Here is a 20,855-nt window from a genome sequence, read left to right on the forward strand (position 1 = left end):
ATACTCTCGTCATTGTACAAGAATTAACGTCGCAACTCAATTAGACTCTTCTCGCTTTTCACTCAACAGGAGCAACAACGTCGCGACAGGCCCCGTGAACAAGGATAATAAGAACCAGTTTAATCCGGTTCGGTTCTTCCCTTGAGCAAGTCCAGCGTTTATTAACGCAAGCGTTCCCCAACCTACATAGTAAGATTCATCCAGCGTAATCACCCCCACTTCATTGTATCACTGCGATGGTAAATAATGTTTGTTAGATCGATTCCCTTCTCTTATAATAAAAGAAAGAAGGAGGTATTCCATGACTACGAAAGAAAAAGTTTTTCAATCTCAGTTTAAAGAAGGGGCCTACCCCTTTTATGAAGACCTTCGAGCAAATGATCCCATCTTTAAAATGTCAGAAGTACATAATCAGACAACTTGGATGGTGACACGTTTTAAAGATGTGAAGGAACTCCTAAAGACGCCAAGCTTTCTAAAAGACTTCTCGAAACTATACCAGAATCAAGATGAAGGAAATGTTGAGCAGAACATTTTCAGTAATATGATGCTAGACCTTGACCCACCTGACCACTCTAGACTCCGAAAACTCGTAGCACCTTATTTTAATCCAAAAACGATAGCGAGATTAGAACCAAGAATAGATGAGATTGCCAAAGATCTAATTCATGAAATGAAAGAAAAACAAGGACCTGTTGATCTCATCGATGAATTTGCCTTTCCACTCCCTATTATTGTCATAAGTGAATTACTCGGAGTCCCCCCTGAGGATCGTCATTCATTCAGAAAATGGTCCAACTCCATCGTTTCTGCATCTGAAGGAGACCATCCTCAATTTTCTCAAGATGTAAAAGACTTTGTATCCTATCTCGATGAACTCTTCGAGCGCCGACGTCACGATCCTAAAGATGATCTTATCTCAAACCTCATTCAAGCAGAAGAAGAGGGAGAGCAATTAAATCACAATGAGCTCTACTCCATGGTTGTTCTTCTTATCATCGCCGGACATGAAACGACGGTTAATTTAATTGCCAATACCATGTACGCTCTCATGCAACATCCAAGTCAGTTTAATCAACTGAAAGAAGACCACTCTTTGATTGAAAGCGCAATTGAAGAAGGATTACGCTTTTATAGCCCTGTTGACTTCTCCACCGCTCGTTGGGTAGAAGACGACCGGGACTTTCATGGCAAAACGCTTAAAAGAGGGGATGTCATCTTCGCCTCACTAAGCTCAGCAAACCGGGATGAAGAAAAGTTTGAACAAGCCAATCATTTTGACCTAACACGTGCGACCAATCAGCATGTTGCATTTGGATTTGGGATTCATTTTTGTCTGGGCGCGCCTCTTGCAAGGTTAGAAGGCAAGGTTGCCATACAAAACTTGATTACCTCTTGTCCAAACTTGGATCTTGCCCCGAACACAACTCCTACTTGGCGAAAAATGTTCTTATTAAGAGGTTTAGAGAAGCTTCAAGTAACATTATGAGAATAAAACAGGTGCAGTGATAACATCACTGCACCTCTCTTTTACCCTTCTGCTTCCATAGCGTCTTTCTTCGTCTCATGAACGGTTCCAAAAGGATGCTCAGGTGGAGCGTAGATCACATACACTTTCATCGGTACGTCACCAATATTCGTTATGTTATGCCACTTTCCTGCTGGTACCATAACCGCATAATCATCCATCACTTTTTGCTCAAACGTAAGCTGATCTTTTGTGTCTCCCATCTGCACAAATCCTTCTCCTTGCTCGAGTCGGATGAACTGATCAACATTAGGATGAACTTCTAGCCCAATGTCATCACCAGGCTCAATGCTCATCAACGTGACTTGAAAATGTTCTCCAGTCCAGAGGGCGGTTCTAAAGTTATCATTCTCAAGCGTAAGCAGGTTGATATCCACTACCAATGGCTCACCACCGTAGTCCTGCATTGGCATACGGGACTCATGACCAGATAGCGCATTAAAACGCTCTGCGATTTCCGCTTCGTCATTGCACGCTCTTAAGAACAAATCTTGGACTGGCGAAAGCTGAGGGTGTTCATACCTATCACGATACGCTCCGTAGTTCCTAGACTGAATCTCATAAGCTAGATCTAATCCTTCTTCAAATGTGTTAAACGATATGCGATCAATTTGATAAGCAGGATTGTTTCCTTTTATTTCTGTATACAAATCGGTAAATCTCTGTAAATGGGCTTGCTCTTTCTTTAAGGCATCATGAATGGAGCGCCGCTGAGTTTCATTGGTGGTGGCCTGTGCCAACCGGTAGTAAAAGTCAACCGCCGTTGCTTCCCCTATTATTCCTGTTAAGAGTGCATCAGCTATCTGCTCGTTGCTACGATTGATGTCACCTGATCTATAGTAAACATCATCTTGATATGGCTCAATATGAGAACCATAATACATAACCATCATCCCCTTTAAAAATTCATCACCTCATCCTATGCACCTTACTTATTTTCTGTACGAAATTCATTAAAAAAGGACTAAACCTAATATGGCTTAGTCCTTTCGTGTTACATGGAAGTTGACTGATCTGTCTTTCCTTCAATCTTATTCTTCACAATACTAAATCCAATCAGTGCGAATATAATGGACAGAATCGGTGTAATCAAATTAAAAAAGGCATAAGGCACGTACGAGAGCGTCTGGACTCCAAGAGTACCCGCTACAAACACCCCGCCTGTATTCCAAGGAACAAGTACACTCGTTACCGTCCCTCCATCTTCAACAGCACGCGATAGATTCTTTCTATGAAGGTTATGTTTCGGGTAAACTTCTGCGTACATTCGGGCTGGAATAATAATCGAGATGTATTGTTCAGCCATCGCAATATTCGTTAAGAACGAGGTGAAAATGGTGGTTGGAATAAGGGCCTTTCCTGAGCGAATTAACGTCACAATCCCATCCATTAATCGCTTCAACATCCCAGTTCCTTCTAAAACGCCACCAAAAATCATTGCAACAAGTGTTAGAGAGATCGTATACATCATACTGCTTAGACCACCTTTGTTCAGCAGCTCTCTGATCATCTCATTATTCGTTTCTAAGGAAAAGCCTTCATACAATGTATTCACTGCTGTTCCTACCTGATCTCCCTGAATACCAATCTGACAGAGAAATCCGAGGATAACTCCAATGCTTAAAGCGGGTAAAGCCGGCACTTTAAATAATACAAGCACAATTACCGCAAGAGGCACGAGAAGCAACCAAGGAGAAATGAGGAAGTGATCCTCAAGACTCGTCATAATGCCCTTAATCCTCCCTCCTTCAAAGCCGCTTCCTGAAAATTGTCTCCCCATAAAGAAGAAGATGCAAAAGGCAATTAGATAAGCCGGAATCGTCGTATATAACATGTGCTTAATATGTTCGAATAAATTGACATCCGCAATACCTGAAGCCAAATTCGTCGTATCCGATAAAGGAGACATCTTATCCCCCATATAGGCTCCGGAAATAATCGCACCTGCTATCATAGGCTCAGGAATGCCCATACTAATTCCTATTCCCATACCAGCAACCCCCACAGTTGCCATCGTTGACCAGGAACTCCCGATCGATAAAGCAACAACCGTACAAAGAAGCATAATGGAAACAAGGAAAAATCCAGGTGAAATTAATTTAAGTCCGTAATAAATTAAACTTCCAACAATGCCGCCTCCAATCCATGAACCAATAATAAGACCGACTAATAACAGGATCACGATAGCAGGCAAAGATTTATGTATTCCTTTATAATAACTTTCTTCAATCGCTTCCCACGAATACCCGTAGAGCAAAGCAATAACTGAGGCTGAGAAAGCTCCAAGCAATAAAGGTACATGAGGTGCGCCTTCATATTTTATGATTGTGAACCCCATTCCTACAATCATAATCAATAACGGTAAAACCGCTACTCCTATCGGCATCTCTTTCTTTGGACTCTCCAAACCACCAACTCCCTTCTTTCTATTACAATTTCTGAACTTTCCCTCTTTTCCCTTCGTATTAAACTACCCAATTTTAAAATAAGGAAATGGAACCAGCTGTGACCCCACACATCGCTATTTAGACCCAAAGGAACCGCTTTCATAAAGATTAGTTTAAACCTAAAAAAGAGCCCATGGTATCCCATCGACCCCTTCCCTTTTCTTCTATTCGCTACAGTTCCTTGTTTTGAGCTTAATTTGATTCAACCAGAATATCTTTTAACTTACGGAATGTTTCCTCTGTTACTTGATTACGATCGATTATAAATTCTGATCCATCTACCATATTTAATGTAAGCGTGTCATCGTTTCCCCTTACCAGATGGTGAATTTGATTATACTTCAATTGCTTACTCTGAAATAAAGGAAATTGGGCTATTTCCAATCTGTCTTTATAAAATTGAATGTAAGCCTTCTTTTTTAAAAAGGAGTAATAAATAGTTTTTAAAATACCTAGAGTCAATGTAGTGACTAACAACAGTTTATCACCAGCTGAAAGAGCGGATTGGAACTGAATCAATAAAACCGCGCTTATAACACCTAAAGCAGCATAATACAATTCGTTATTTCCCTTACGTTTCCACGCTCTACTTGAACCATACGGAAACATGATTATTCCCCCAAATTCGCCTTTTTGTTATTTTATCAGAAAATTCGATCAAAATCCACAACTCTACTTTACTTTTTATATTGACCTATCTTTCTTATACATACTAGAATATTCCGCGGGTTAATAATGCCTTGATACTAAAGGAAAGACGAGGGTCAACAATGGTCTATCGCGTAAGTATATATTTATTAGGAATGTTCGTGAACTTTTTTGGTGTTGCATTACTCATTAAAGCAACTCTTGGCGCAGGATTTTGGACAGCTTTGTTCGTCGGACTATCCGATCAACTTGGATTTACAGTAGGCCTCTGGTATGCCTTGTTTCAGTTTCTGTTTATATTCGCAAACGGATGGCTTATGAAGCAAAAACCTGAACCACGTGCCCTGATCCCCCTCTTTTTAGAAAGTTTTATTCTAGATTTCTGGTTAGAAATTGTTTTTCATAACTTCACATTGCTTCATGCACCATTCCTTTTACAAGCTGGTGCCATGATACTCGGAATTTCACTCAGTGCAGCAGGGGTTGGTCTTTACATTCTGCCTGCCTTGCCAAGAGCTCCTGTCGATCAGCTCTTCCTTGCGATCGCAAGCAGATTTACAATAAGCTTACGCCTTAGTCAAACCCTTGTGGCTCTTACTACGTCAACTTCGGCCCTACTTATGGGCGGCCCTGTGGGACTTGGCACTGCAGCCGGGGTATTATTTGCTGGACCGATCATTCAGCTCACTTATACCAGAGCTTACCCATATTATTACTTGATGCATCCGAACTTTAAGAAACGCTATGAATTCGTCCTATAATAAAAAGCGTCTGCGAGTAAGCAGGCGCTTTTATAGTTTCTTTTCAAGTTGAAGATCCAAGGGTTCTTTCTCGTAGATCTCTTGATTTACCTCTTCTGCTATGACACATCCTACAGATTGATAGAATTGTTGAGTTTCCACTGCAGGGTGAGCGCCTATATAGAGTTTCTCCGCACCTAAATCTTTAGCGATTTGGCAACATTTAAGAAACAGTTGTCTCCCTATGCCTTCCCCTCTGTATGCATTTGAAACGTGAATAAACGGTAACGGGATATATTGATTTTTTGAACCGAAGAATCTCTTTTCTACATTCGCAAACCCGATTACCTTTTTTCCATCCATTGCACAAACGACACCACCGCCATTTTTTGAGCATTCTCTTAAATACAATGAAATATCTTGTTTTTGTTCTTCACTCCAATTATCTATAAAATAATCAGACCTTGTATCCACTTTCGTTTGACCATTTATATACCAGACATCTTCCGTTTCCTGATAGCGGTCAAAATCTATTAAGAATTTTTCATTAATATCGTTAGCGCTTACATTCCTTACCTCTATACTCCTTGCCAATTCGAATCCCTCCCTTGTTTAGTATACAATAAAAATAGAATCTTAACATTTTTCAGAAAAAGGATTGACGGAAAATTTCTCACCCGTTATAATCCATATCAAGCTTTATTAATTAAATAACGAACTCTTATCCAGAGTGGCGGAGGGACTAGGCCCTGTGACGCCCGGCAACCTTTCAAGAAACATCTTGAAAAAGGTGCTACTTCCTACAGATCAGATGATGATCTGGCAGATAAGAGGAGGCCTTGTTACATCCACCCTCTTCTTATTCAGGAAGAGGGTTTTCTTATACTCTCTTCCGTATACTTACTTTTGAAAGGATGAATAAAGATGAAACGAACACTTGAACAACGCTTACAGGATGGACCGGTCGTTTGCGGCGAGGGGTACTTATTCGAATTGGAACGAAGAGGGTACTTACAAGCGGGCTCTTTCGTACCTGAAGTAGCTCTTGATAATCCTCAAGCCTTAAAACAAACCTATCGTGACTATATGAATGCTGGCTCTGATGTGGTCTTAGCATTCACTTATAATGCTCACCGAGAGAAAATGCGTATTATCGGAAAAGAAGAACTGCTTGAGCCCCTTAATCGTCAAGCTATTCGCCTGGCGAAAGAAGTGGCGCAGGAAAATACAGTTGAAGAAGCCTTAGTGGCCGGAAACATTTCCAACACAAACCTCTTCGACCCTGAGGATGAGTCATCTAAAGAAGCCGTCCGTACTATGTTTGCTGAAATGATCACGTGGTGTAAGGAAGAAGGAGTCGACTTTGTAAACGGGGAGACATTCTATTACTTCGAAGAGGCCCAAATTGCACTTGAGGAAATAAAAAAGCAAGACCTACCTGCTGTTATTACACTTGGCGTTATGGGTGAAAATCAAATGCGTGACGGTTATGAAGTCGAAGAAGCCTGCCGACTCCTCGAAGAACAAGGTGCCTTAGTAGTGGGAATGAACTGTTTCCGGGGCCCCGCTACAATGCAGCCTTATGTTGAGAAGATCCGCGAAGCTTGCAAGGGTTATGTTGCAGCGTTACCTGTACCTTACCGAACAACTGAAGAGCATCCAACATTCTTTAACCTTCCAGACGGAGGTTGCGCGTGTCATCTCCCAACTGAAACAACATTCCCAACCTCCCTTGACCCACTTTACTGTAACCGCTACGAGATAGCCAGTTGGGCTAAAGACGCACTGGACACAGGGGTGAATTATTTTGGTTTATGTTGCGGAGCATCACCTAGTATGCTACGTGAAGTTGCGGAAACCGTTGGCCGTGAAGCTATTAACTCTAAATATTCGCCGAACATGGAGAAACACTTCTTATTTGGTACAGATGATTCACTTAAGAAGCATAATCAGTCTTACCGAGTTAAGGCTTAATCGGAAAGAGAAAGCGCCCGGTGTACAATCATTAGGCGCTTTCTTTTATACAATCTAATAAGATATATCCTAAAGCAATCCCTGCAATCGTTGTTAGGGTGGGTTGGGAAACTACTATAAACGGTTGGACCGGACCCCACTGATAACCGGCTAAAGCAAGCGTCCACATAACGAGGACAGCAAGCGTCGGGATGCCAATCGCCAACAATCGAACCCAATCAAGCGTCCAGGGCTTCCGTGACATGATTTCGAGGATGAATTTAGGTAGACGTAAGAGTATGCCTATTGCGACCGGAAACAAAGGAGTAAAAAACACAAGAGCCATCGGATATTTATACGTTACTTTAAATTGTTGCTGTAATTCCATTTCATAGCTCTTCCCCAAATAGATGACCAATCCAATAACGAGCATCCAAACAAAGTAGTAACCAAACCGCTGCGAATTGCGAATAAAGATCCTCCCCTTCTCTTTCTAATTACGACCAATTGACTCCCCATAAACTATTCAAAAGAAACATATAAACAGTGAATACACTTGTGAAAACCAAAAGGATAATAGGAATAGCACGATGCACCCTGTTCTTCTTTAAAGCTTTCACGTAGACTATAAAAGCAAGAAAAGCCACTCCATAGTATACGAAAATCATTGAGTAATACGTAAAAGGCCCTAAGAAGAGACTAAGAACGGTAAACTGTAGAATAAATGCCACAACAGAACCAGCTAGCCATTTTCCCGCTCCTTGATTTTCACAGACTGTTTTGACTGATAGAATAAAAGCCGTTAATACTACAGCAACAAGGAGCCATTCGTAAAAGATAAACAAATCCTCAGCGTTTACAGCAAGGAAATAGCCTCCTATAGATAAAGGAACAATCGCTACCAGTAGGTAAATAGCCCCTTTTAAATAGCCGGTCATGATCACCACCCCTTTACTTTATCCATATTTTAACATAAAAAGATTATTCACCTTTAATAACCCTTTGTTTTTCATAACTTCTTAAGGCAAAAAAAGAGTACCAGTCACAACCTGGTACTCTTACTTATCATCTTAAATTATTCATTATGTACCTATTTAACAGGGACAGTCTGACAAGCTAAGCGGAATCCGTCCTCTAATTCATTCTCTAATTTCACATGCTCTTTCGGGGTAGGTTTGTTCACCACTTCTTCTCCATTCAGTAATTCCACACGACACCTTGTGCAGTTTCCTTTTTGACATTTGTAATCCAAAGGAACATCTTGTTCAAAAGCTGACGCTAACAAGGATTGACCCTTTACTGGCTCAATAGAGAATTCCTCCCCTTGCTGTTTTACGCGAATCATCATTTGATCCATTTCCATCTTCCTTTCCCTATGCGTAGTTCTTCATCATTATACGTAAAATCATAACCATAACACAATAAAGGGGAGGGAATTGACCCTCCCCACTTCTATTAACTCCATTGAATAGGGGTTGGAGCTATGTTTTCAATTTCTTTCCCAATGGCATTGTACTGGTCTGGCGTAAGCCATACATGAACAGATCCATGATCTTCATGACCGCGAATGAGACGGCCAATTCCCTGACGCATCCGAAGAAGCATATAAGGTAAGTCCACTTCTTGCATGGCATTTTCTGCATGATTACGCTTAGCATCAAATACAGGGTCTTTTGGTGGGAACGGTAACGATGAAATCATCACTTGAGAAAGTGATTGCCCGGGTACATCAAGCCCTTCCCACAAGTGGTAAGAACATAAAACGGTCGCACGATCTTGTTGGAATGCCTGGACCGTTTCACTAATTTCCCGGTCTCCTTCATAAAGCACCGGGAAGGAGAAGGTCTGTTGATCCGCCCAAGAACGGAAACGATTCATTTCCTCTACTGAAGAGAACAAGATTAACGTCTGCCCTTCTTCATCCTCTAAGTGGCTTTTCATCATTTCCCATTTTTGTTCTTCTCCTTGGTCAAGATACCCTCTCATCTTCATCTGTTCTTCATAATCAAACGGTGATTCAACTGTGAAGGAAAGGTAATTCTGAATCCCAAGGCTACCTGAAATATAAGAGAAATCTTTCTGACGGGATAGCGTTGCGGATGAAAATAGGAATGGAATGTTTTGACTAAACACTTCCTTTTCTAAAACGTCCTCAACTAGTCTTGGCATGATAACAAGAGAACTGTCTTCCCCATTTGTTTCAAGCCAGAAGATTCCTTTATTATCTTTTAATAGAATGGCTAACCCATAGGAGAAGAACTCAAGGTATTCTTCAATAATCTTAACGTTGTAATCATCCATTAAGAAGAGCTCAGAATCAAAGACGAGTTGTTCAAGTAAGTTATGCACTTTTTTGTTCATCTGGTCAGCTAAATCGATCATCTCTTTCGAGCGTGGTACTTCGTGGCGATTCGATCCCTCTACCTCAGAGCTCGTATCCCTTAAAATCTCAAACCATCTATCGTGCATATCTAAAATATCTTCAATAAGAAGAAGAGACTCTTCACGAATATCCTGATTTAAGTATTCTGTCAGAACACTTGTTAAAGTCTTCGAATTAAAACGATAGGTTAATGCTTTTTGAGCAGCGAATTCAAGTAAGTGTCCTTCATCAAACACCACACTGCTTGCTTCTGGCAAGAGTGGAAGTTGACCTTCACGCTTTCTCGAATCCTTTGTCCATACATGTTCCATATAGAAATCGTGTGAGCAAATAATGAGGTCAGATGAATGACGATAATACTGACGGTTTAACGTTTGACCACAGCGATGACGCCAATCACACGTTGAACACTGTTGTAAAGGATCCCAGGAAATCGATTCCCATTTTTCGTTTGAGACCCAAGGATATTCTTTTCTGTCCCCGTAGCGTTCAAACTTCTGCATAGATGCATCCCCGCCGAAAACAAATTGGGGAATGGAATCATAAACGTCTAGAATATCTTCATCTTCTGTAGTTTCTTCTAGTTTATCAAGCTTCTTCACACAAACATATTGTTCGCGTGCTTTCGCTAGACGCACATCAACGTTTAAACCAAGCGCTTTTTCAAGCTTTTCAATATCTCCGCCCTTTTTAACAAGTTGCTCGATCAGCGTTTCATCAGCGCACGAAATAATCGCTGGCTTATTCATGTAGCGAGCATAGCAAATAGCATAAAGCAAGTATACGAACGTTTTCCCCGTTCCAACCCCTGCTTCTGCGAAGATGGTTTGTTTATTTTTGAAAGCTTGCTCTACCTGGAATGCCATATAGATCTGTTCATCCCGTAGCTCATAACCTTGTTCTGGTAATATGTCATAAAAGACATCTCCAATGTAATCACCTAATACGTCAAAAAACGTATCTTCCTTGGAGATTTCAAATGGAAGAGTTTGTGTCATCGTATTCTCCTCTTACCCTGTATTAGAGGGTTAAAATTTATTGCAGCATTCCTTATCATATCAGTTTTTTAGCTGCTCATGAATCTTTTTTTACTGAACGTATTGAATGAATGGTCACTTCACTGCGAACAAAGAAGCGAATGTTCCATCTTGATTGGCCTACCCCTTTAGAAATGTAGAAAGAGCCGTGTGTATGGTCATGCTTCCCTTTATAGATCCCTTGTTGAGCTAATTGCCCCATGTTCGCAATCTTAAAGAAATAAGGGATATTGACTTGCTTGCCATGTAAATGCCCACACACTAGCATTGTGAAGGGTTTCTTCATTTCAAGCAAAACATCCGGGTCATGAGTCAGTACCAGCACATCTTTCTTATCATCTCCTAAAAAGGAAAAACTCTTCTCAAGATCGTGGCACCCTTGGGCATAGTCATCCACTCCAACAATGACTACGTCTTCTTTCTCAACGAATTCATTCTTCAACAAGTGGATTCCGTATTGTTTAATTAAATCCTCAAGCCCTTCTACATTCTTTATATAGCGGTCATGGTTTCCAAGGACTGCATAGGTTTCTACCCCTGATTCTTGTATAAGTTCCAAGAACGGTCGAAGTGTTTCGAATTCTTTTTCTGACCGATCTACATAATCTCCTGTTAAAAAGATATAATCAGGTTGCTCTGTATCGATAAGAGCCTTTATTTCAGAAAGGGAAATTCGCATGTGTCGTATGTGCAGATCACTAATTTGCAGCACCTTCTTATTAGTCTTTCCTTCCCATCCAATCCTTTCCACTTTCAACCACTTTGTTGGAAGAACCAGAAGGACTTCCCATAAAACCAGGAAGATTACAACACCAGCCAATATCCACTGTAATGTCATCCTACACACCTCTTTTGCTGTCTCATTATAGATTCCCTATCCCTTCTTCTTTCTCCTCTCTCTCACAAACATTTTATAGATGAAGGATTAAAATCACGAAAAAGATGCCCGCTCGTAACGGACATCTTCTTTATATACCCTAGTGAAGTTATTCTAAAAAGGATTGAAGTGCTTCTTTCGTCTTTTCCTCATCGTGCGACAATACAGCTCCTTCACCTGGAACACGCAGATTTGTATACCCTACATCTTTTGGTATGGTGAAGGTTTCAATATCATCAGGAGTTTTGATTAGAAAATCTGTCCCAAAGCCCAGTATAGCAGGAGTACCCATGTTTGTCTTAACATAAGGCTGAATGGCACCTAATGCTCTAGGAAGACGGGCAAGCCCCGTGAAGGAAACAAATTCATCTTTTAACGTATTTAATACTTTCTGTTGCCTTTCCACCCGTTTCAAATCTCCGTAAGCATCGTTTCTAAAACGCGCATACCCGAGCAATTCCTTACCATCCAAAGTTTGCTCCCCTGCTTTTAGGTCTATCGTTTGGACACCATCTTTATAGTACATATCTTTCTCAACGTTAATCGTTACTCCATCAGGTGCAATGGTATTCACAATACTGACAAACCCATCAAAATCAATAATGGAGTAATATTCAAGATCCACCCCAAAGTTCTCCTGTATGGTTCTACGCATAAGCTCAGGACCTCCAAGGGCAAAGGCGGCATTAAGCTTCTTATAGCCATAGCCGGGTATATTTACGTAAGTGTCTCGCATTAAAGACACAAGTTTAAGTTTGTTCTGATCTGTATCATATTGGCCAATCATGATCGTGTCTGAGCGTGTGCTTTCGTCCCCCCGCTGATCAATGCCAAGTAGGAGAACATTGGTTTTTCCTTCAGGGCTCTCGCTTCCCTCAAACGGTTCATCCCCGTAGCTTTCATTCATACCCGGGGCATTTTGATTTGCATTTCTAAGACCAGCTGTATATTCATATACGACATAAGCGCCGATCAGCACGAAGAAAACAAAGAAACCTAACACAATTCTTCTTGTCCTCTTTCTGCGCCTCGCTCTTCTCATAGTCAAACGATTCTCTTCCACCCATGACTCCCCTTCCGCCTATTCAGCAGAATAGTATAGTAGGAATGTTGTCTGCTTCATCCAAGTCTTTTCTTATCCTATTTTCTATCTAGTGGCATTATACCATAATGCCTAAAAGCGCATATATACATTTCAAAAAGGTGGGAGCTATTCCAATTGAGTGTGGATGGACGCCCTTACGTTTAAGGAGTGCATGGGGTACGGAAGGTAATCTATTAAATTCACCACCGTAACGTTAAACAATCCAAAGTACACATTTGCCCAACTTGCATATGATAGTTCTATATTGTCGGAGGTGTTAAAAATATGTACTACACTCCTTATGGATATCCTTATCCCTACCCTTATTACACGAGTAATCCCGTCCCTTACTATGGAAGGAACTGTGGTTACTACAGCTCCCCAAATGCGTATGAGTACTCAAACAGAACACAATCTTCTAATGGGATGCTGAAAGATTATGGTCCAAATCCGTATGTAGTCAATATTAATGAGGCTACGCTACAAAACCAGACCTATCGCACAGCTTTATGGACAGGGGAGCATTTGCAGGTAACTTTGATGAGCATCGATGTTGGTGATGATATCGGTTTAGAGATTCACCCTGATGTGGATCAGTTCTTACGAATTGAACAAGGGCAAGGGCTTGTTCAAATGGGGAAGAAGAAAGATCAGTTAACTTATGAACGAAATGTATCTGATGACTTTGCCATCATGATTCCAGCCGGAACGTGGCATAATGTAACCAATACTGGCAATACCCCTTTAAAACTCTATTCGATCTACGCTCCTCCTAATCATCCTTTTGGCACTGTTCATAACACTAAGGCAGATGCAATAGCTATGGAACAACACAACAATAATGGAAACGGAGTCGTTATAGACGGAAAAACGCCTGATGAATGGGTTCAGCACACGACGTTTCTAGTAAATGAAGGATTAGAAGATGTGAAAAGAGGAATTAATGCCACACACATTTTACAAGAATTCATTCTTATGGGAGTACTTGTCGGGAAGGGGTATTCTCCTGAAAAAGCCTACCAAACCGTAGAAGAATGGGAGCGTACAGGAGAGTCAAAGCTTCTCCAGCAAAGCAAAGCGATGAGATGGTAGGAAAACAGACTCAATATCCCTTATAAATGATTAAAGGCAGGGTCCTAGGTCCCCTGCCTTTTCCATACCTACCTCTTCAATTATTCAAATATAGGTGGCTCATCAATAAATGGCGCTTCACATGTTATCGTTTCTCCCGTGAAAGGATGCGGAAATGTAAGCGAGGCTGCATGTAGTGCTTGACGTGAGGCAGCTTTCTTTTTCCCACCATAAAGAGTATCACCAAGGAGAGGGTGACCCATATAGCTCATATGTACACGAATCTGATGGGTTCTACCCGTTCGTAAGAAAAGCTTCACAAGTGTTGCATCTTTTTCTTTCAAATACCCATGTACTTCATAATCTGTGATCGCCGATTGACCCTTAGGGGAAACTCGCTTCCGTGTTGCATGGTGTCGATCTTTCCCAATCGCTTGCTCAATTGTTCCTTTTTTCTTTGATACTAATCCATGTACAAGCGCCATATAAGCACGCTTTACTTTCCGTTCTTCAAGAAGGCGGTCCATAATGGAACCAGCAATTCTGTGTTTGGCAAACAACACAGCCCCCGTCGTATCACGATCCAAACGATGAATGTGACGGACGTTAGTATGAGGACCACAATGATGAACGACAGCATTGAGAAGCGTCCCTGTCTGTCCTTTTTCATTCGGATGCGTATCCATTCCTGCTGGCTTGTTTGCAACTAGTATATGATCATCCTCATATAAAACCTCAACCTTCTTCTGATCTGGAACCACATCTGACTCTTCAGGAATGAAGAGCTTCACTTCCAGATAGTCCCCTTCAATAAGTGATTCACTCCAACGCTTCTGTTCATGGTTGACTAGAACACCTTTATCCATGCGAATCTGATGAAGCTGTTTCTTCGGAATTTGCCATACGTCTCGTAATAAAGCCTCAATCGTATAATCATTCCACATTGCCGGGACATGAAGCCCCATCCAATTTTCACGTTTATCTAATTGCATAATACATACCTCGCAATGATTTATTTTAACGAACGAAACGTTCGAATCAATTCGTCTGGTGCATGCTTCACGTTGAAAGAAAAGACGCCTTTATTCGTATGTAAATACAGAAAACCATACAGCTCTGCTGTCTTTCTATATGAAAGATCGAAGACATGCTCAAGCATAAATACATTCGAATTTGTCGTAATTTTATCTTCGGATAAAATTAGATATAGCTCTTCTTCCTCATAGAGCTGTTGTCCATCTTTAATAGACCTGGTCACGCAATAATAGGGATGACGATAAAGCATAAATCCTCCTCTTGAAACCGCACTGTGTTCCGATTGTATCACAAGACCTCTACCCTCACTAATTTCTTTCTTATAAAGAGAGTTCATAATTGCGTTGTATCACGACTTGAATTACGATGAAAGTACTAAGCTTTAGGAGATGGTGAAGATGAGGCAAGAGCTTGAATATATTGGGAATAAAATAGTAAACCATAAGACAGATCTCGCTCATGCTGTGGAAGCTTTAGAAGCTAAAGAGTTTGTGACTACATTAAAGACTGCAGAAATACCCTACGATCATATTATCACCTGGCGAACAGAATTAATTGAGCTTATCGGTGAGTCCCTTATAGAAGACCATGATGATGTGATGAACCGTACAAAAGAATGGGCCAACCGTGTTGGACAAAGATGCTTAGATATTGGAATTCCTTTAAATGAATCCTTGAAAAGTTTAGCGTTCTTTCGCACTGTCATATGGGATGTGTTCGAAGAAGATTTGGAGCAGAAGAATTTTTCTGCCGTCACCATGCTAGACGTGAGCAAATTAATCAACCCACTATTAGACGAAGTGAGTTATATATTTAGTAACCTTATTGTACAGGATCATCAGAAGACCATGAACATCGCTCAGCTCGCGATGGAAGAACTATCGGTTCCTGTTGTGCCGATTACAAAAGGGGTTGCTATACTACCTTTAATTGGTGAAATTGATACACACAGAGCCAAATTAATAATGGAATCCACGTTAAAACATAGTACAGACGACCAGCTAGATTACTTAATCATTGATGTATCAGGTGTACCAATGATCGACACCATGGTCGCCAATAACATCTTCAGTATCATACAGGCTCTAACGATTATGGGAGTCGAAGCAAGCATCACAGGCATGAGGCCAGAAATTGCCCAAACCGTAATTAGCCTCGGCATCAACTTTAAAGACATTAACAGCTACGCAAATATGCAACAAGCTCTTGAGAAGATAGGCTTCACCCACGAAAAACAATTACAATTTTAAATACGGAATAATAAAGAATGCTACCCACAAATGAATGTGGGTAGCATTCTTTTTGTCTACCTATTTTAAACTGGCCTCTGTCAGGCTTTTCACCTCTGGCTCAACCATTGGGATAGACTCATTGTAACTCGGGTGTGGATAATGGGGGAAAGAAAGATCTTCATCCCTTGCCGCCATTTCTAGGGCCACTGTGCCTGTCGAAATGAGTTCAACAGCACCTGCTCCAAACGCATGGAAACCTAATACGATGTCAGTGTCATCTTGTATAACGAGCTTTATAAAACCTTCTCGCTTTCCATGAATCGTCGCATAGCCATTCCCACCATATCCAAACTGTCCTACTCGCACTTGATATCCTGCTTCTAGCGCTTGTTCTTCTGTCATTCCAACAGAAGCAATAGGAGGAATGGTATGGGCTACAACTGGTATGAAGGTAGAATCAAACTCTGCTGGCACGCCATTTATAGTATTCCCTACAACTTCGGCTTGCTTTATAGCTTTAACTGCAAGAGCCGGTCCTGTGGTTACATCACCAATGGCATATATATTTTTAATGGACGTATGCATTTGAGCATCGGTTTTGATAAAACCATCTTCTGTTTCCATCCCCAAACGATCGATTCCTAACTCTTCTAAATTAGGGAGAACACCAGCTGAAACGAATGCGTGGGAAGCGTCAATCTGTACGTCCTCTCCCTTATGGAGAAGGACAGCATTGACCCGTTCTTCTTTAACCTCCATCTTCCCGATAGAAGCGGAAGAATATACTTTAATCTTTTGTTTTTTTAAGACTCTTTTTAACTCCCGATTAATAGAAGAATCATAGCCAAAATCTTCTTTCTCCTCTTCTATCACAAGTGAAACCTTGGCTCCAAATTGACGGAATGTCATCGCCGCCTCAAGGGCAATATAATCACTTCCATAGACGAGAAGATGATCAGGTACGTCCTCAATACGATACAGTGATTCCCCTGTTAAAATTCTCTCATCGCTAGCTTCAATGGTATCAGGGAGAAACGGGCGGCTCCCTGTTGCGATAATCGCATGATTAAAGTGATACACATCAAATTGATGACCGTGGTCCACCCCAATCCGATCTTCAGATAAGAAAGAAGCGTGTCCTTCTATAATTTCCACTTTATTAGATTTACATAAAGCTTCTACACCTTTACGTAAATTTCCCACTACTTTCTCACGATAGGACTGAAGATGACTCAGATTAAAGCTGGTCCCTTCCGTAGAGATCCCAAAATCACTAAAGCTTTTAACTTCTGCTAATTTCGACGCACTAGTGGAGAACAGCTTTGAAGGGATACATCCTTCATTTAAACAAACCCCACCAAGCACGCCCTTCTCAATAATCGTCACATGAAAGCCCTGTTTTGCTGCATGAACGGCTGCATTATATCCTCCTGGACCTCCTCCAATAACGACAACGTCTCTTTGTTCTGCAATTTCTCCTACTACCATCTATACCAGCTCCAACATGAGTGTATTCGGGTGTTCCATAAGTTGCACCAATCGATTAGAAAAGGCCACAGCTGTCCCGCCGTCTGCTACACGGTGATCAAAAGTGAAAGATATATTCATCATTGATCTGATGACAATTTCATCATTTACAACAGCAGGCTTCTTCTTCGTCTTATGAAGGGCAATAAGACCCGTTTCCGGATGATTGATAATTGGAGTAGCACCAGTACTTCCTTTCAAAGGACCAACGTTACTAATTGTGAACGTCCCCCCTTGGATATCAGCCATACTTAATTGATTAGACAACGCTTTCTCAGTTAAAGCCTTCATTTCCTCATGAATCTGTGTAATCGATTTAGACTCCACGTTTCGAAGGACCGGCACGATTAATCCATCTTCAGTATCTACAGCAAGGCCGATGTTATGAGCTTCTTTAAGATCAATCTTCTCATTTTGTTCATCTAATGTAGCGTTAAAGATCGGAAAATCTTTGAGCGCAACTGAGACTGCTTTAATATAAAAAGCTGCGATCGAAAATACTTTCCCTTGTTCCTTACACATAGCCCGCCATTCCATCGCATTTGTGACATCAACTTCTTCAAATTGCGTGCAATGGGCGATCGTATGCAAAGAATGGGTCATCTTCTTCGCAATTTGCTTCCTGCGACCTTTAAACGGAATCGATTGACCAACCACAGGTTCGACCTCTTGCTTAGCCATAACAGGTTCCTTCTCAAAAGAAGGGTCCGCAACAGCCACCGATTGTTTTCCGGTGTCCCCTTTCATATAGGCGAGCACGTCCTCATCTACGATGCGCCCCCCCGGCCCTGTGCCTTCTACTTGACTAATATCCACTCCATTATCCCGAGCGATTTTCCTTGTATAGGGTGCAGCTAAGATGCGCTCACTTCGCTTAGGTAATTGAAAAGTGTGGACCTCTCCTTGATTGTCACTTTTTTCAGAAGATTTCTTCGTGTTTTCAGAAGACGTTTTTCCTGAATTGGACTTGTGACCTACATCCATGTTAAGGACCGTGGTTCCAACCGTAATGGTCTCTCCCAATTCCACGAGAATTTCACCTATGATGCCCGCTCCTGGTGATGGAATTTCTGCTGTCATCTTGTCCGTTTGGACCTCTACTAACGGCTCATCCGCTGCTACCTCATCACCTGGTTTCACAAAAAAGTGAAGGATCTCTGCTTCTGTCATTCCTTCACCAATATCATGTAATTTTACTTCTACCATTCAAGACCCTCCTTTAGAACGATATGACCTTTTCAATAGATTTCATAACTCTGTCTGGTGTCGGCAAATAATGATCTTCATAAGCAAAGAATGGCACGGGTGTGTCAAATCCTGTCACCCGTTCGATCGGAGCTTTCTGATAAAGGAAAGATGTATCGTTTATAACTGAAATTACATCATTTGCAACACCACTAGTCGCATGCGCTTCTTGAACAATCACCGTACGCCCTGTCTTTTGGACTGATTCTGCTATAAGATCTTTATCAAGAGGGTAAAGCGTTCTGAGATCAATCAAGTCACAAGATACACCCTTCTCTTCCATCTTTTTGACGGCTTTTTCCGCAACGGGAACCATAGCTCCCCAAGCGATGACCGAAACATCCTCTCCCTCAGAAATTCGCTTCCCTTTCCCAATTTCAACCGTATACTTGTCTTCTGGTACTTCTTCACGAGAAGATCGGTAATTACGCATGGGCTCCATAAATAACACTGGATCTGGATCTTCAATACTAGCAATGAGAAGCCCTTTAGCGTCATAAGGAGAAGATGGGCAAACCACCTTAATCCCTGGCATATGAGTAAATAAGGTTTCCACTGAATCAGAGTGGATTTCAGGGGCTCTCACTCCTGCACCGTACGGAGCTCTTATAACCATCGGAACAGAATAATGACCCATGGTACGTGCTCGAATTCTAGATGCGTGTGTCATGATTTGTTCGTAAGCTGGGTAAACAAAGCCAAGAAATTGAATCTCTACAATTGGCAGAAATCCGTTTACCGCCATCCCAATAGCTGCTCCTGTAAAACCAGCCTCACTTAGAGGGGTATCGATGACACGATCATCGCCAAATTCAGACTGCAAACCATCTGTTGCTCTGAAAACACCGCCGTTTTTCCCTACGTCTTCCCCCATCACGATGACTTCTTCCTTTTCGCGAAGCATCGTACGCATACCATCTGTGACCGCCTGGACAAGTGTTAACGTATTCGTTCCTACAGTTGTTTGCATTACTGATCCCCTCTTTCCATTAGTGCGACATAGTCTTGCTTTTGTTTTTCAATCGTCCATGTAGGCTTTTCAAACACATAATCAAAGATGACATTTATATCTGCAGGAGGTAGATTCTCCATTTCTTCTATAGCCTGATCAATTTCGTTAGCAACGTCTTGCTGAATTCCTGCCACCCAGTCTTCATCCCAGAGCCCCGCTTGTTTCATATATAGTTCGAGCCTCGTAACAGGGTCTTTAGAAGCTCGGCGCTCATCACTTTCTTTTTGCTCACGGTATTTCGTAGGATCATCCGCTGTAGTATGAGCACCATATCGCCACGTTACCGCCTCAATTAAGCTCGGTCCTTCCCCGTTTCTAGCCCTTTTAATCGCACGGTTCATCTCTGTGTATACAGCTATAATGTCATTCCCATCAACCCGTACCCCTGGCATATCGTAACTGACCGATTTCTGGGCGATGGTTTTTGAGTTCATTTGCTTATGAATAGGAACAGAGATTGCAAAGTTGTTGTTCTGATTAAAGAATACAACGGGTGACTTTAATACGCTGGCCACGTTTAACCCTTCATGGAAGTCCCCTTCAGAAGTAGCCCCATCACCGAAATAAGCAACTGCGATATTGTCTGTTCCTTTTCGCTTCTCCGCATAGGCAGCCCCAGCTGCATGAGGTAAATGAGTGGCAATAGGAACGCTTGGCGGGAAGATGTGCAACCCTTCAGGTGGTACACAGCCTTCATTTCGGCCATTCCAATATGTGAATATGGTCTTTAAAGAATGTCCAAAAGTCATTGTAGCCCCGTGGTCACGATAAGTCGGAAACAGCCAATCCGTTTCCCGTAATGACAAAGCGCTCCCCACTTGAGCAGCCTCCTGGCCTTCAAATGGAGCATACGTACCGATCCGCCCTTGACGCTGCAAACTGATCGCTTTACGGTCGAATGTTCTGATCCTCACCATATTTCGGTACATGTTCCGAATGACATCCTCTGTAATGAGTTCCTGATCAAGCTCCTGGACAAGGTTTCCTTTCTCGTCTATCCATTGAATAATTGGAAATTGTTCTTCCATGTTCCTCT

At 41.7% G+C, this 20,855-nt stretch carries 22 protein-coding genes and 1 riboswitch; of the genes, 5 read left to right on the forward strand and 17 right to left on the reverse strand.

Annotated features, from left to right (window positions below; translation table 11 throughout):
- Window positions 1-36: 36 nt before the first annotated feature.
- Complete coding sequence (locus tag QNI29_RS12865; protein WP_231417620.1) at window positions 37-219, reverse strand: hypothetical protein; 183 nt, start codon at window positions 217-219, stop codon at window positions 37-39.
- A gap of 82 nt (window positions 220-301) precedes the next feature.
- On the opposite strand from QNI29_RS12865, the gene QNI29_RS12870 reads away from it, so the two are divergent.
- Window positions 302-1,489, forward strand: coding sequence for a cytochrome P450 family protein (locus QNI29_RS12870; protein WP_231416911.1), 1,188 nt, complete (start codon window positions 302-304; stop codon window positions 1,487-1,489).
- Between the two features lie 41 nt (window positions 1,490-1,530).
- On the opposite strand, the gene QNI29_RS12875 is transcribed toward QNI29_RS12870, so the two are convergent.
- The 3 genes from QNI29_RS12875 to QNI29_RS12885 form a co-directional block, all read right to left on the reverse strand.
- The gene (locus tag QNI29_RS12875; RefSeq protein WP_231416912.1) at window positions 1,531-2,412 is read right to left on the reverse strand and encodes a cupin domain-containing protein; all 882 of its coding nucleotides are present in this window, start codon (window positions 2,410-2,412) and stop codon (window positions 1,531-1,533) included.
- A gap of 110 nt (window positions 2,413-2,522) precedes the next feature.
- The gene (nhaC, locus tag QNI29_RS12880; protein ID WP_231417582.1) at window positions 2,523-3,914 is read right to left on the reverse strand and encodes a Na+/H+ antiporter NhaC; all 1,392 of its coding nucleotides are present in this window, start codon (window positions 3,912-3,914) and stop codon (window positions 2,523-2,525) included.
- Between the two features lie 253 nt (window positions 3,915-4,167).
- Window positions 4,168-4,584, reverse strand: a complete 417-nt coding sequence (locus QNI29_RS12885; protein ID WP_231416913.1) for a hypothetical protein — start codon at window positions 4,582-4,584, stop codon at window positions 4,168-4,170.
- A gap of 161 nt (window positions 4,585-4,745) precedes the next feature.
- Here QNI29_RS12885 and QNI29_RS12890 point away from each other — a divergent pair, with 161 nt between their 5' ends.
- Entirely contained in the window at window positions 4,746-5,384 is a 639-nt protein-coding gene (locus tag QNI29_RS12890; RefSeq protein ID WP_231416914.1) for a YczE/YyaS/YitT family protein, read from the forward strand.
- 30 nt (window positions 5,385-5,414) lie between these two features.
- Here QNI29_RS12890 and QNI29_RS12895 read toward each other — a convergent pair whose 3' ends face one another.
- On the reverse strand, window positions 5,415-5,957 hold the full coding sequence (locus QNI29_RS12895; RefSeq protein WP_231416915.1) for a GNAT family N-acetyltransferase: 543 nt from the start codon (window positions 5,955-5,957) through the stop codon (window positions 5,415-5,417).
- Window positions 5,958-6,081: 124 nt separating this feature from the next.
- A riboswitch (SAM riboswitch) is annotated at window positions 6,082-6,196 on the forward strand.
- Window positions 6,197-6,287: 91 nt separating this feature from the next.
- Between QNI29_RS12895 and QNI29_RS12900 the strand changes: the two genes are divergently transcribed.
- Window positions 6,288-7,337 (forward strand): homocysteine S-methyltransferase family protein, encoded by a 1,050-nt coding sequence (locus QNI29_RS12900; protein ID WP_231416916.1) that lies wholly within the window; start codon window positions 6,288-6,290, stop codon window positions 7,335-7,337.
- A gap of 31 nt (window positions 7,338-7,368) precedes the next feature.
- Here QNI29_RS12900 and QNI29_RS12905 read toward each other — a convergent pair whose 3' ends face one another.
- From QNI29_RS12905 to QNI29_RS12930, 6 genes are all read right to left on the reverse strand, one after another.
- Window positions 7,369-7,704: a hypothetical protein gene (locus QNI29_RS12905; protein ID WP_231416917.1), complete on the reverse strand. Its 336-nt coding sequence runs from the start codon at window positions 7,702-7,704 to the stop codon at window positions 7,369-7,371.
- 109 nt (window positions 7,705-7,813) lie between these two features.
- The gene (locus QNI29_RS12910; protein ID WP_231416918.1) at window positions 7,814-8,254 is read right to left on the reverse strand and encodes a hypothetical protein; all 441 of its coding nucleotides are present in this window, start codon (window positions 8,252-8,254) and stop codon (window positions 7,814-7,816) included.
- A gap of 152 nt (window positions 8,255-8,406) precedes the next feature.
- On the reverse strand, window positions 8,407-8,673 hold the full coding sequence (locus QNI29_RS12915) for a 2Fe-2S iron-sulfur cluster-binding protein (protein WP_231416919.1): 267 nt from the start codon (window positions 8,671-8,673) through the stop codon (window positions 8,407-8,409).
- Window positions 8,674-8,771: 98 nt separating this feature from the next.
- Window positions 8,772-10,697, reverse strand: a complete 1,926-nt coding sequence (locus QNI29_RS12920) for an ATP-dependent DNA helicase (RefSeq protein WP_231416920.1) — start codon at window positions 10,695-10,697, stop codon at window positions 8,772-8,774.
- Window positions 10,698-10,773: 76 nt separating this feature from the next.
- Window positions 10,774-11,574, reverse strand: coding sequence for a metallophosphoesterase (locus QNI29_RS12925; RefSeq protein ID WP_231416921.1), 801 nt, complete (start codon window positions 11,572-11,574; stop codon window positions 10,774-10,776).
- Between the two features lie 148 nt (window positions 11,575-11,722).
- Window positions 11,723-12,676 (reverse strand): LCP family protein, encoded by a 954-nt coding sequence (locus tag QNI29_RS12930; RefSeq protein ID WP_231416922.1) that lies wholly within the window; start codon window positions 12,674-12,676, stop codon window positions 11,723-11,725.
- A gap of 306 nt (window positions 12,677-12,982) precedes the next feature.
- On the opposite strand from QNI29_RS12930, the gene QNI29_RS12935 reads away from it, so the two are divergent.
- Complete coding sequence (locus QNI29_RS12935) at window positions 12,983-13,789, forward strand: cupin domain-containing protein (RefSeq protein WP_231416923.1); 807 nt, start codon at window positions 12,983-12,985, stop codon at window positions 13,787-13,789.
- An 80-nt stretch (window positions 13,790-13,869) separates the two neighbouring features.
- On the opposite strand, the gene QNI29_RS12940 is transcribed toward QNI29_RS12935, so the two are convergent.
- Both QNI29_RS12940 and QNI29_RS12945 read right to left on the reverse strand, forming a co-directional pair.
- The gene (locus QNI29_RS12940) at window positions 13,870-14,760 is read right to left on the reverse strand and encodes an RluA family pseudouridine synthase (protein ID WP_231416924.1); all 891 of its coding nucleotides are present in this window, start codon (window positions 14,758-14,760) and stop codon (window positions 13,870-13,872) included.
- A gap of 20 nt (window positions 14,761-14,780) precedes the next feature.
- Window positions 14,781-15,053 carry a hypothetical protein gene (locus QNI29_RS12945; RefSeq protein ID WP_231416925.1) on the reverse strand — a complete coding sequence of 91 codons (273 nt, stop codon included), beginning with the start codon at window positions 15,051-15,053 and terminating at the stop codon, window positions 14,781-14,783.
- Window positions 15,054-15,201: 148 nt separating this feature from the next.
- Here QNI29_RS12945 and QNI29_RS12950 point away from each other — a divergent pair, with 148 nt between their 5' ends.
- A complete protein-coding gene (locus QNI29_RS12950; RefSeq protein WP_231416926.1) occupies window positions 15,202-16,053 on the forward strand; it encodes an STAS domain-containing protein in 852 nt (283 codons plus the stop codon).
- Window positions 16,054-16,113: 60 nt separating this feature from the next.
- Here the strand turns inward: QNI29_RS12950 and QNI29_RS12955 are convergent, their stop codons facing one another.
- The 4 genes from QNI29_RS12955 to pdhA are packed head-to-tail and all read right to left on the reverse strand — an operon-like array spanning window position 16,114 to window position 20,847.
- Window positions 16,114-17,523 carry a dihydrolipoyl dehydrogenase family protein gene (locus QNI29_RS12955; RefSeq protein WP_231416927.1) on the reverse strand — a complete coding sequence of 470 codons (1,410 nt, stop codon included), beginning with the start codon at window positions 17,521-17,523 and terminating at the stop codon, window positions 16,114-16,116.
- On the reverse strand, window positions 17,524-18,768 hold the full coding sequence (locus tag QNI29_RS12960) for a dihydrolipoamide acetyltransferase family protein (RefSeq protein WP_231416928.1): 1,245 nt from the start codon (window positions 18,766-18,768) through the stop codon (window positions 17,524-17,526). It abuts the gene before it with no gap.
- Window positions 18,769-18,781: 13 nt separating this feature from the next.
- Window positions 18,782-19,777 (reverse strand): alpha-ketoacid dehydrogenase subunit beta, encoded by a 996-nt coding sequence (locus QNI29_RS12965; RefSeq protein ID WP_231416929.1) that lies wholly within the window; start codon window positions 19,775-19,777, stop codon window positions 18,782-18,784.
- Window positions 19,777-20,847 carry a pyruvate dehydrogenase (acetyl-transferring) E1 component subunit alpha gene (pdhA, locus tag QNI29_RS12970; protein ID WP_231416930.1) on the reverse strand — a complete coding sequence of 357 codons (1,071 nt, stop codon included), beginning with the start codon at window positions 20,845-20,847 and terminating at the stop codon, window positions 19,777-19,779. Before pdhA ends, QNI29_RS12965 begins: the two co-directional genes overlap by 1 nt.
- Window positions 20,848-20,855: the final 8 nt, after the last annotated feature.

Source organism: Pontibacillus chungwhensis (assembly GCF_030166655.1).
Classification (GTDB): Bacteria; Bacillota; Bacilli; order Bacillales; family BH030062; genus Pontibacillus.

Excerpts from the sequence above, each read along its gene's own strand:
- QNI29_RS12870 (WP_231416911.1), top strand. The coding sequence starts at position 302 with ATGACTACGAAAGAAAAAGTTTTTCAATCTCAGTTTAAAGAAGGGGCC.
- QNI29_RS12910 (WP_231416918.1), bottom strand. The coding sequence starts at position 8,254 with ATGACCGGCTATTTAAAAGGGGCTATTTACCTACTGGTAGCGATTGTT.
- QNI29_RS12915 (WP_231416919.1), bottom strand. The coding sequence starts at position 8,673 with ATGGATCAAATGATGATTCGCGTAAAACAGCAAGGGGAGGAATTCTCT.
- QNI29_RS12920 (WP_231416920.1), bottom strand. The coding sequence starts at position 10,697 with ATGACACAAACTCTTCCATTTGAAATCTCCAAGGAAGATACGTTTTTT.
- QNI29_RS12925 (WP_231416921.1), bottom strand. The coding sequence starts at position 11,574 with ATGACATTACAGTGGATATTGGCTGGTGTTGTAATCTTCCTGGTTTTA.
- QNI29_RS12955 (WP_231416927.1), bottom strand. The coding sequence starts at position 17,523 with ATGGTAGTAGGAGAAATTGCAGAACAAAGAGACGTTGTCGTTATTGGA.
- QNI29_RS12900 (WP_231416916.1), top strand. The coding sequence starts at position 6,288 with ATGAAACGAACACTTGAACAACGCTTACAGGATGGACCGGTCGTTTGC.
- QNI29_RS12940 (WP_231416924.1), bottom strand. The coding sequence starts at position 14,760 with ATGCAATTAGATAAACGTGAAAATTGGATGGGGCTTCATGTCCCGGCA.
- nhaC (WP_231417582.1), bottom strand. The coding sequence starts at position 3,914 with ATGCCGATAGGAGTAGCGGTTTTACCGTTATTGATTATGATTGTAGGA.
- pdhA (WP_231416930.1), bottom strand. The coding sequence starts at position 20,847 with ATGGAAGAACAATTTCCAATTATTCAATGGATAGACGAGAAAGGAAAC.
- QNI29_RS12885 (WP_231416913.1), bottom strand. The coding sequence starts at position 4,584 with ATGTTTCCGTATGGTTCAAGTAGAGCGTGGAAACGTAAGGGAAATAAC.
- QNI29_RS12960 (WP_231416928.1), bottom strand. The coding sequence starts at position 18,768 with ATGGTAGAAGTAAAATTACATGATATTGGTGAAGGAATGACAGAAGCA.
- QNI29_RS12965 (WP_231416929.1), bottom strand. The coding sequence starts at position 19,777 with ATGCAAACAACTGTAGGAACGAATACGTTAACACTTGTCCAGGCGGTC.
- QNI29_RS12890 (WP_231416914.1), top strand. The coding sequence starts at position 4,746 with ATGGTCTATCGCGTAAGTATATATTTATTAGGAATGTTCGTGAACTTT.
- QNI29_RS12905 (WP_231416917.1), bottom strand. The coding sequence starts at position 7,704 with ATGGAATTACAGCAACAATTTAAAGTAACGTATAAATATCCGATGGCT.
- QNI29_RS12945 (WP_231416925.1), bottom strand. The coding sequence starts at position 15,053 with ATGCTTTATCGTCATCCCTATTATTGCGTGACCAGGTCTATTAAAGAT.
- QNI29_RS12935 (WP_231416923.1), top strand. The coding sequence starts at position 12,983 with ATGTACTACACTCCTTATGGATATCCTTATCCCTACCCTTATTACACG.
- QNI29_RS12950 (WP_231416926.1), top strand. The coding sequence starts at position 15,202 with ATGAGGCAAGAGCTTGAATATATTGGGAATAAAATAGTAAACCATAAG.
- QNI29_RS12875 (WP_231416912.1), bottom strand. The coding sequence starts at position 2,412 with ATGTATTATGGTTCTCATATTGAGCCATATCAAGATGATGTTTACTAT.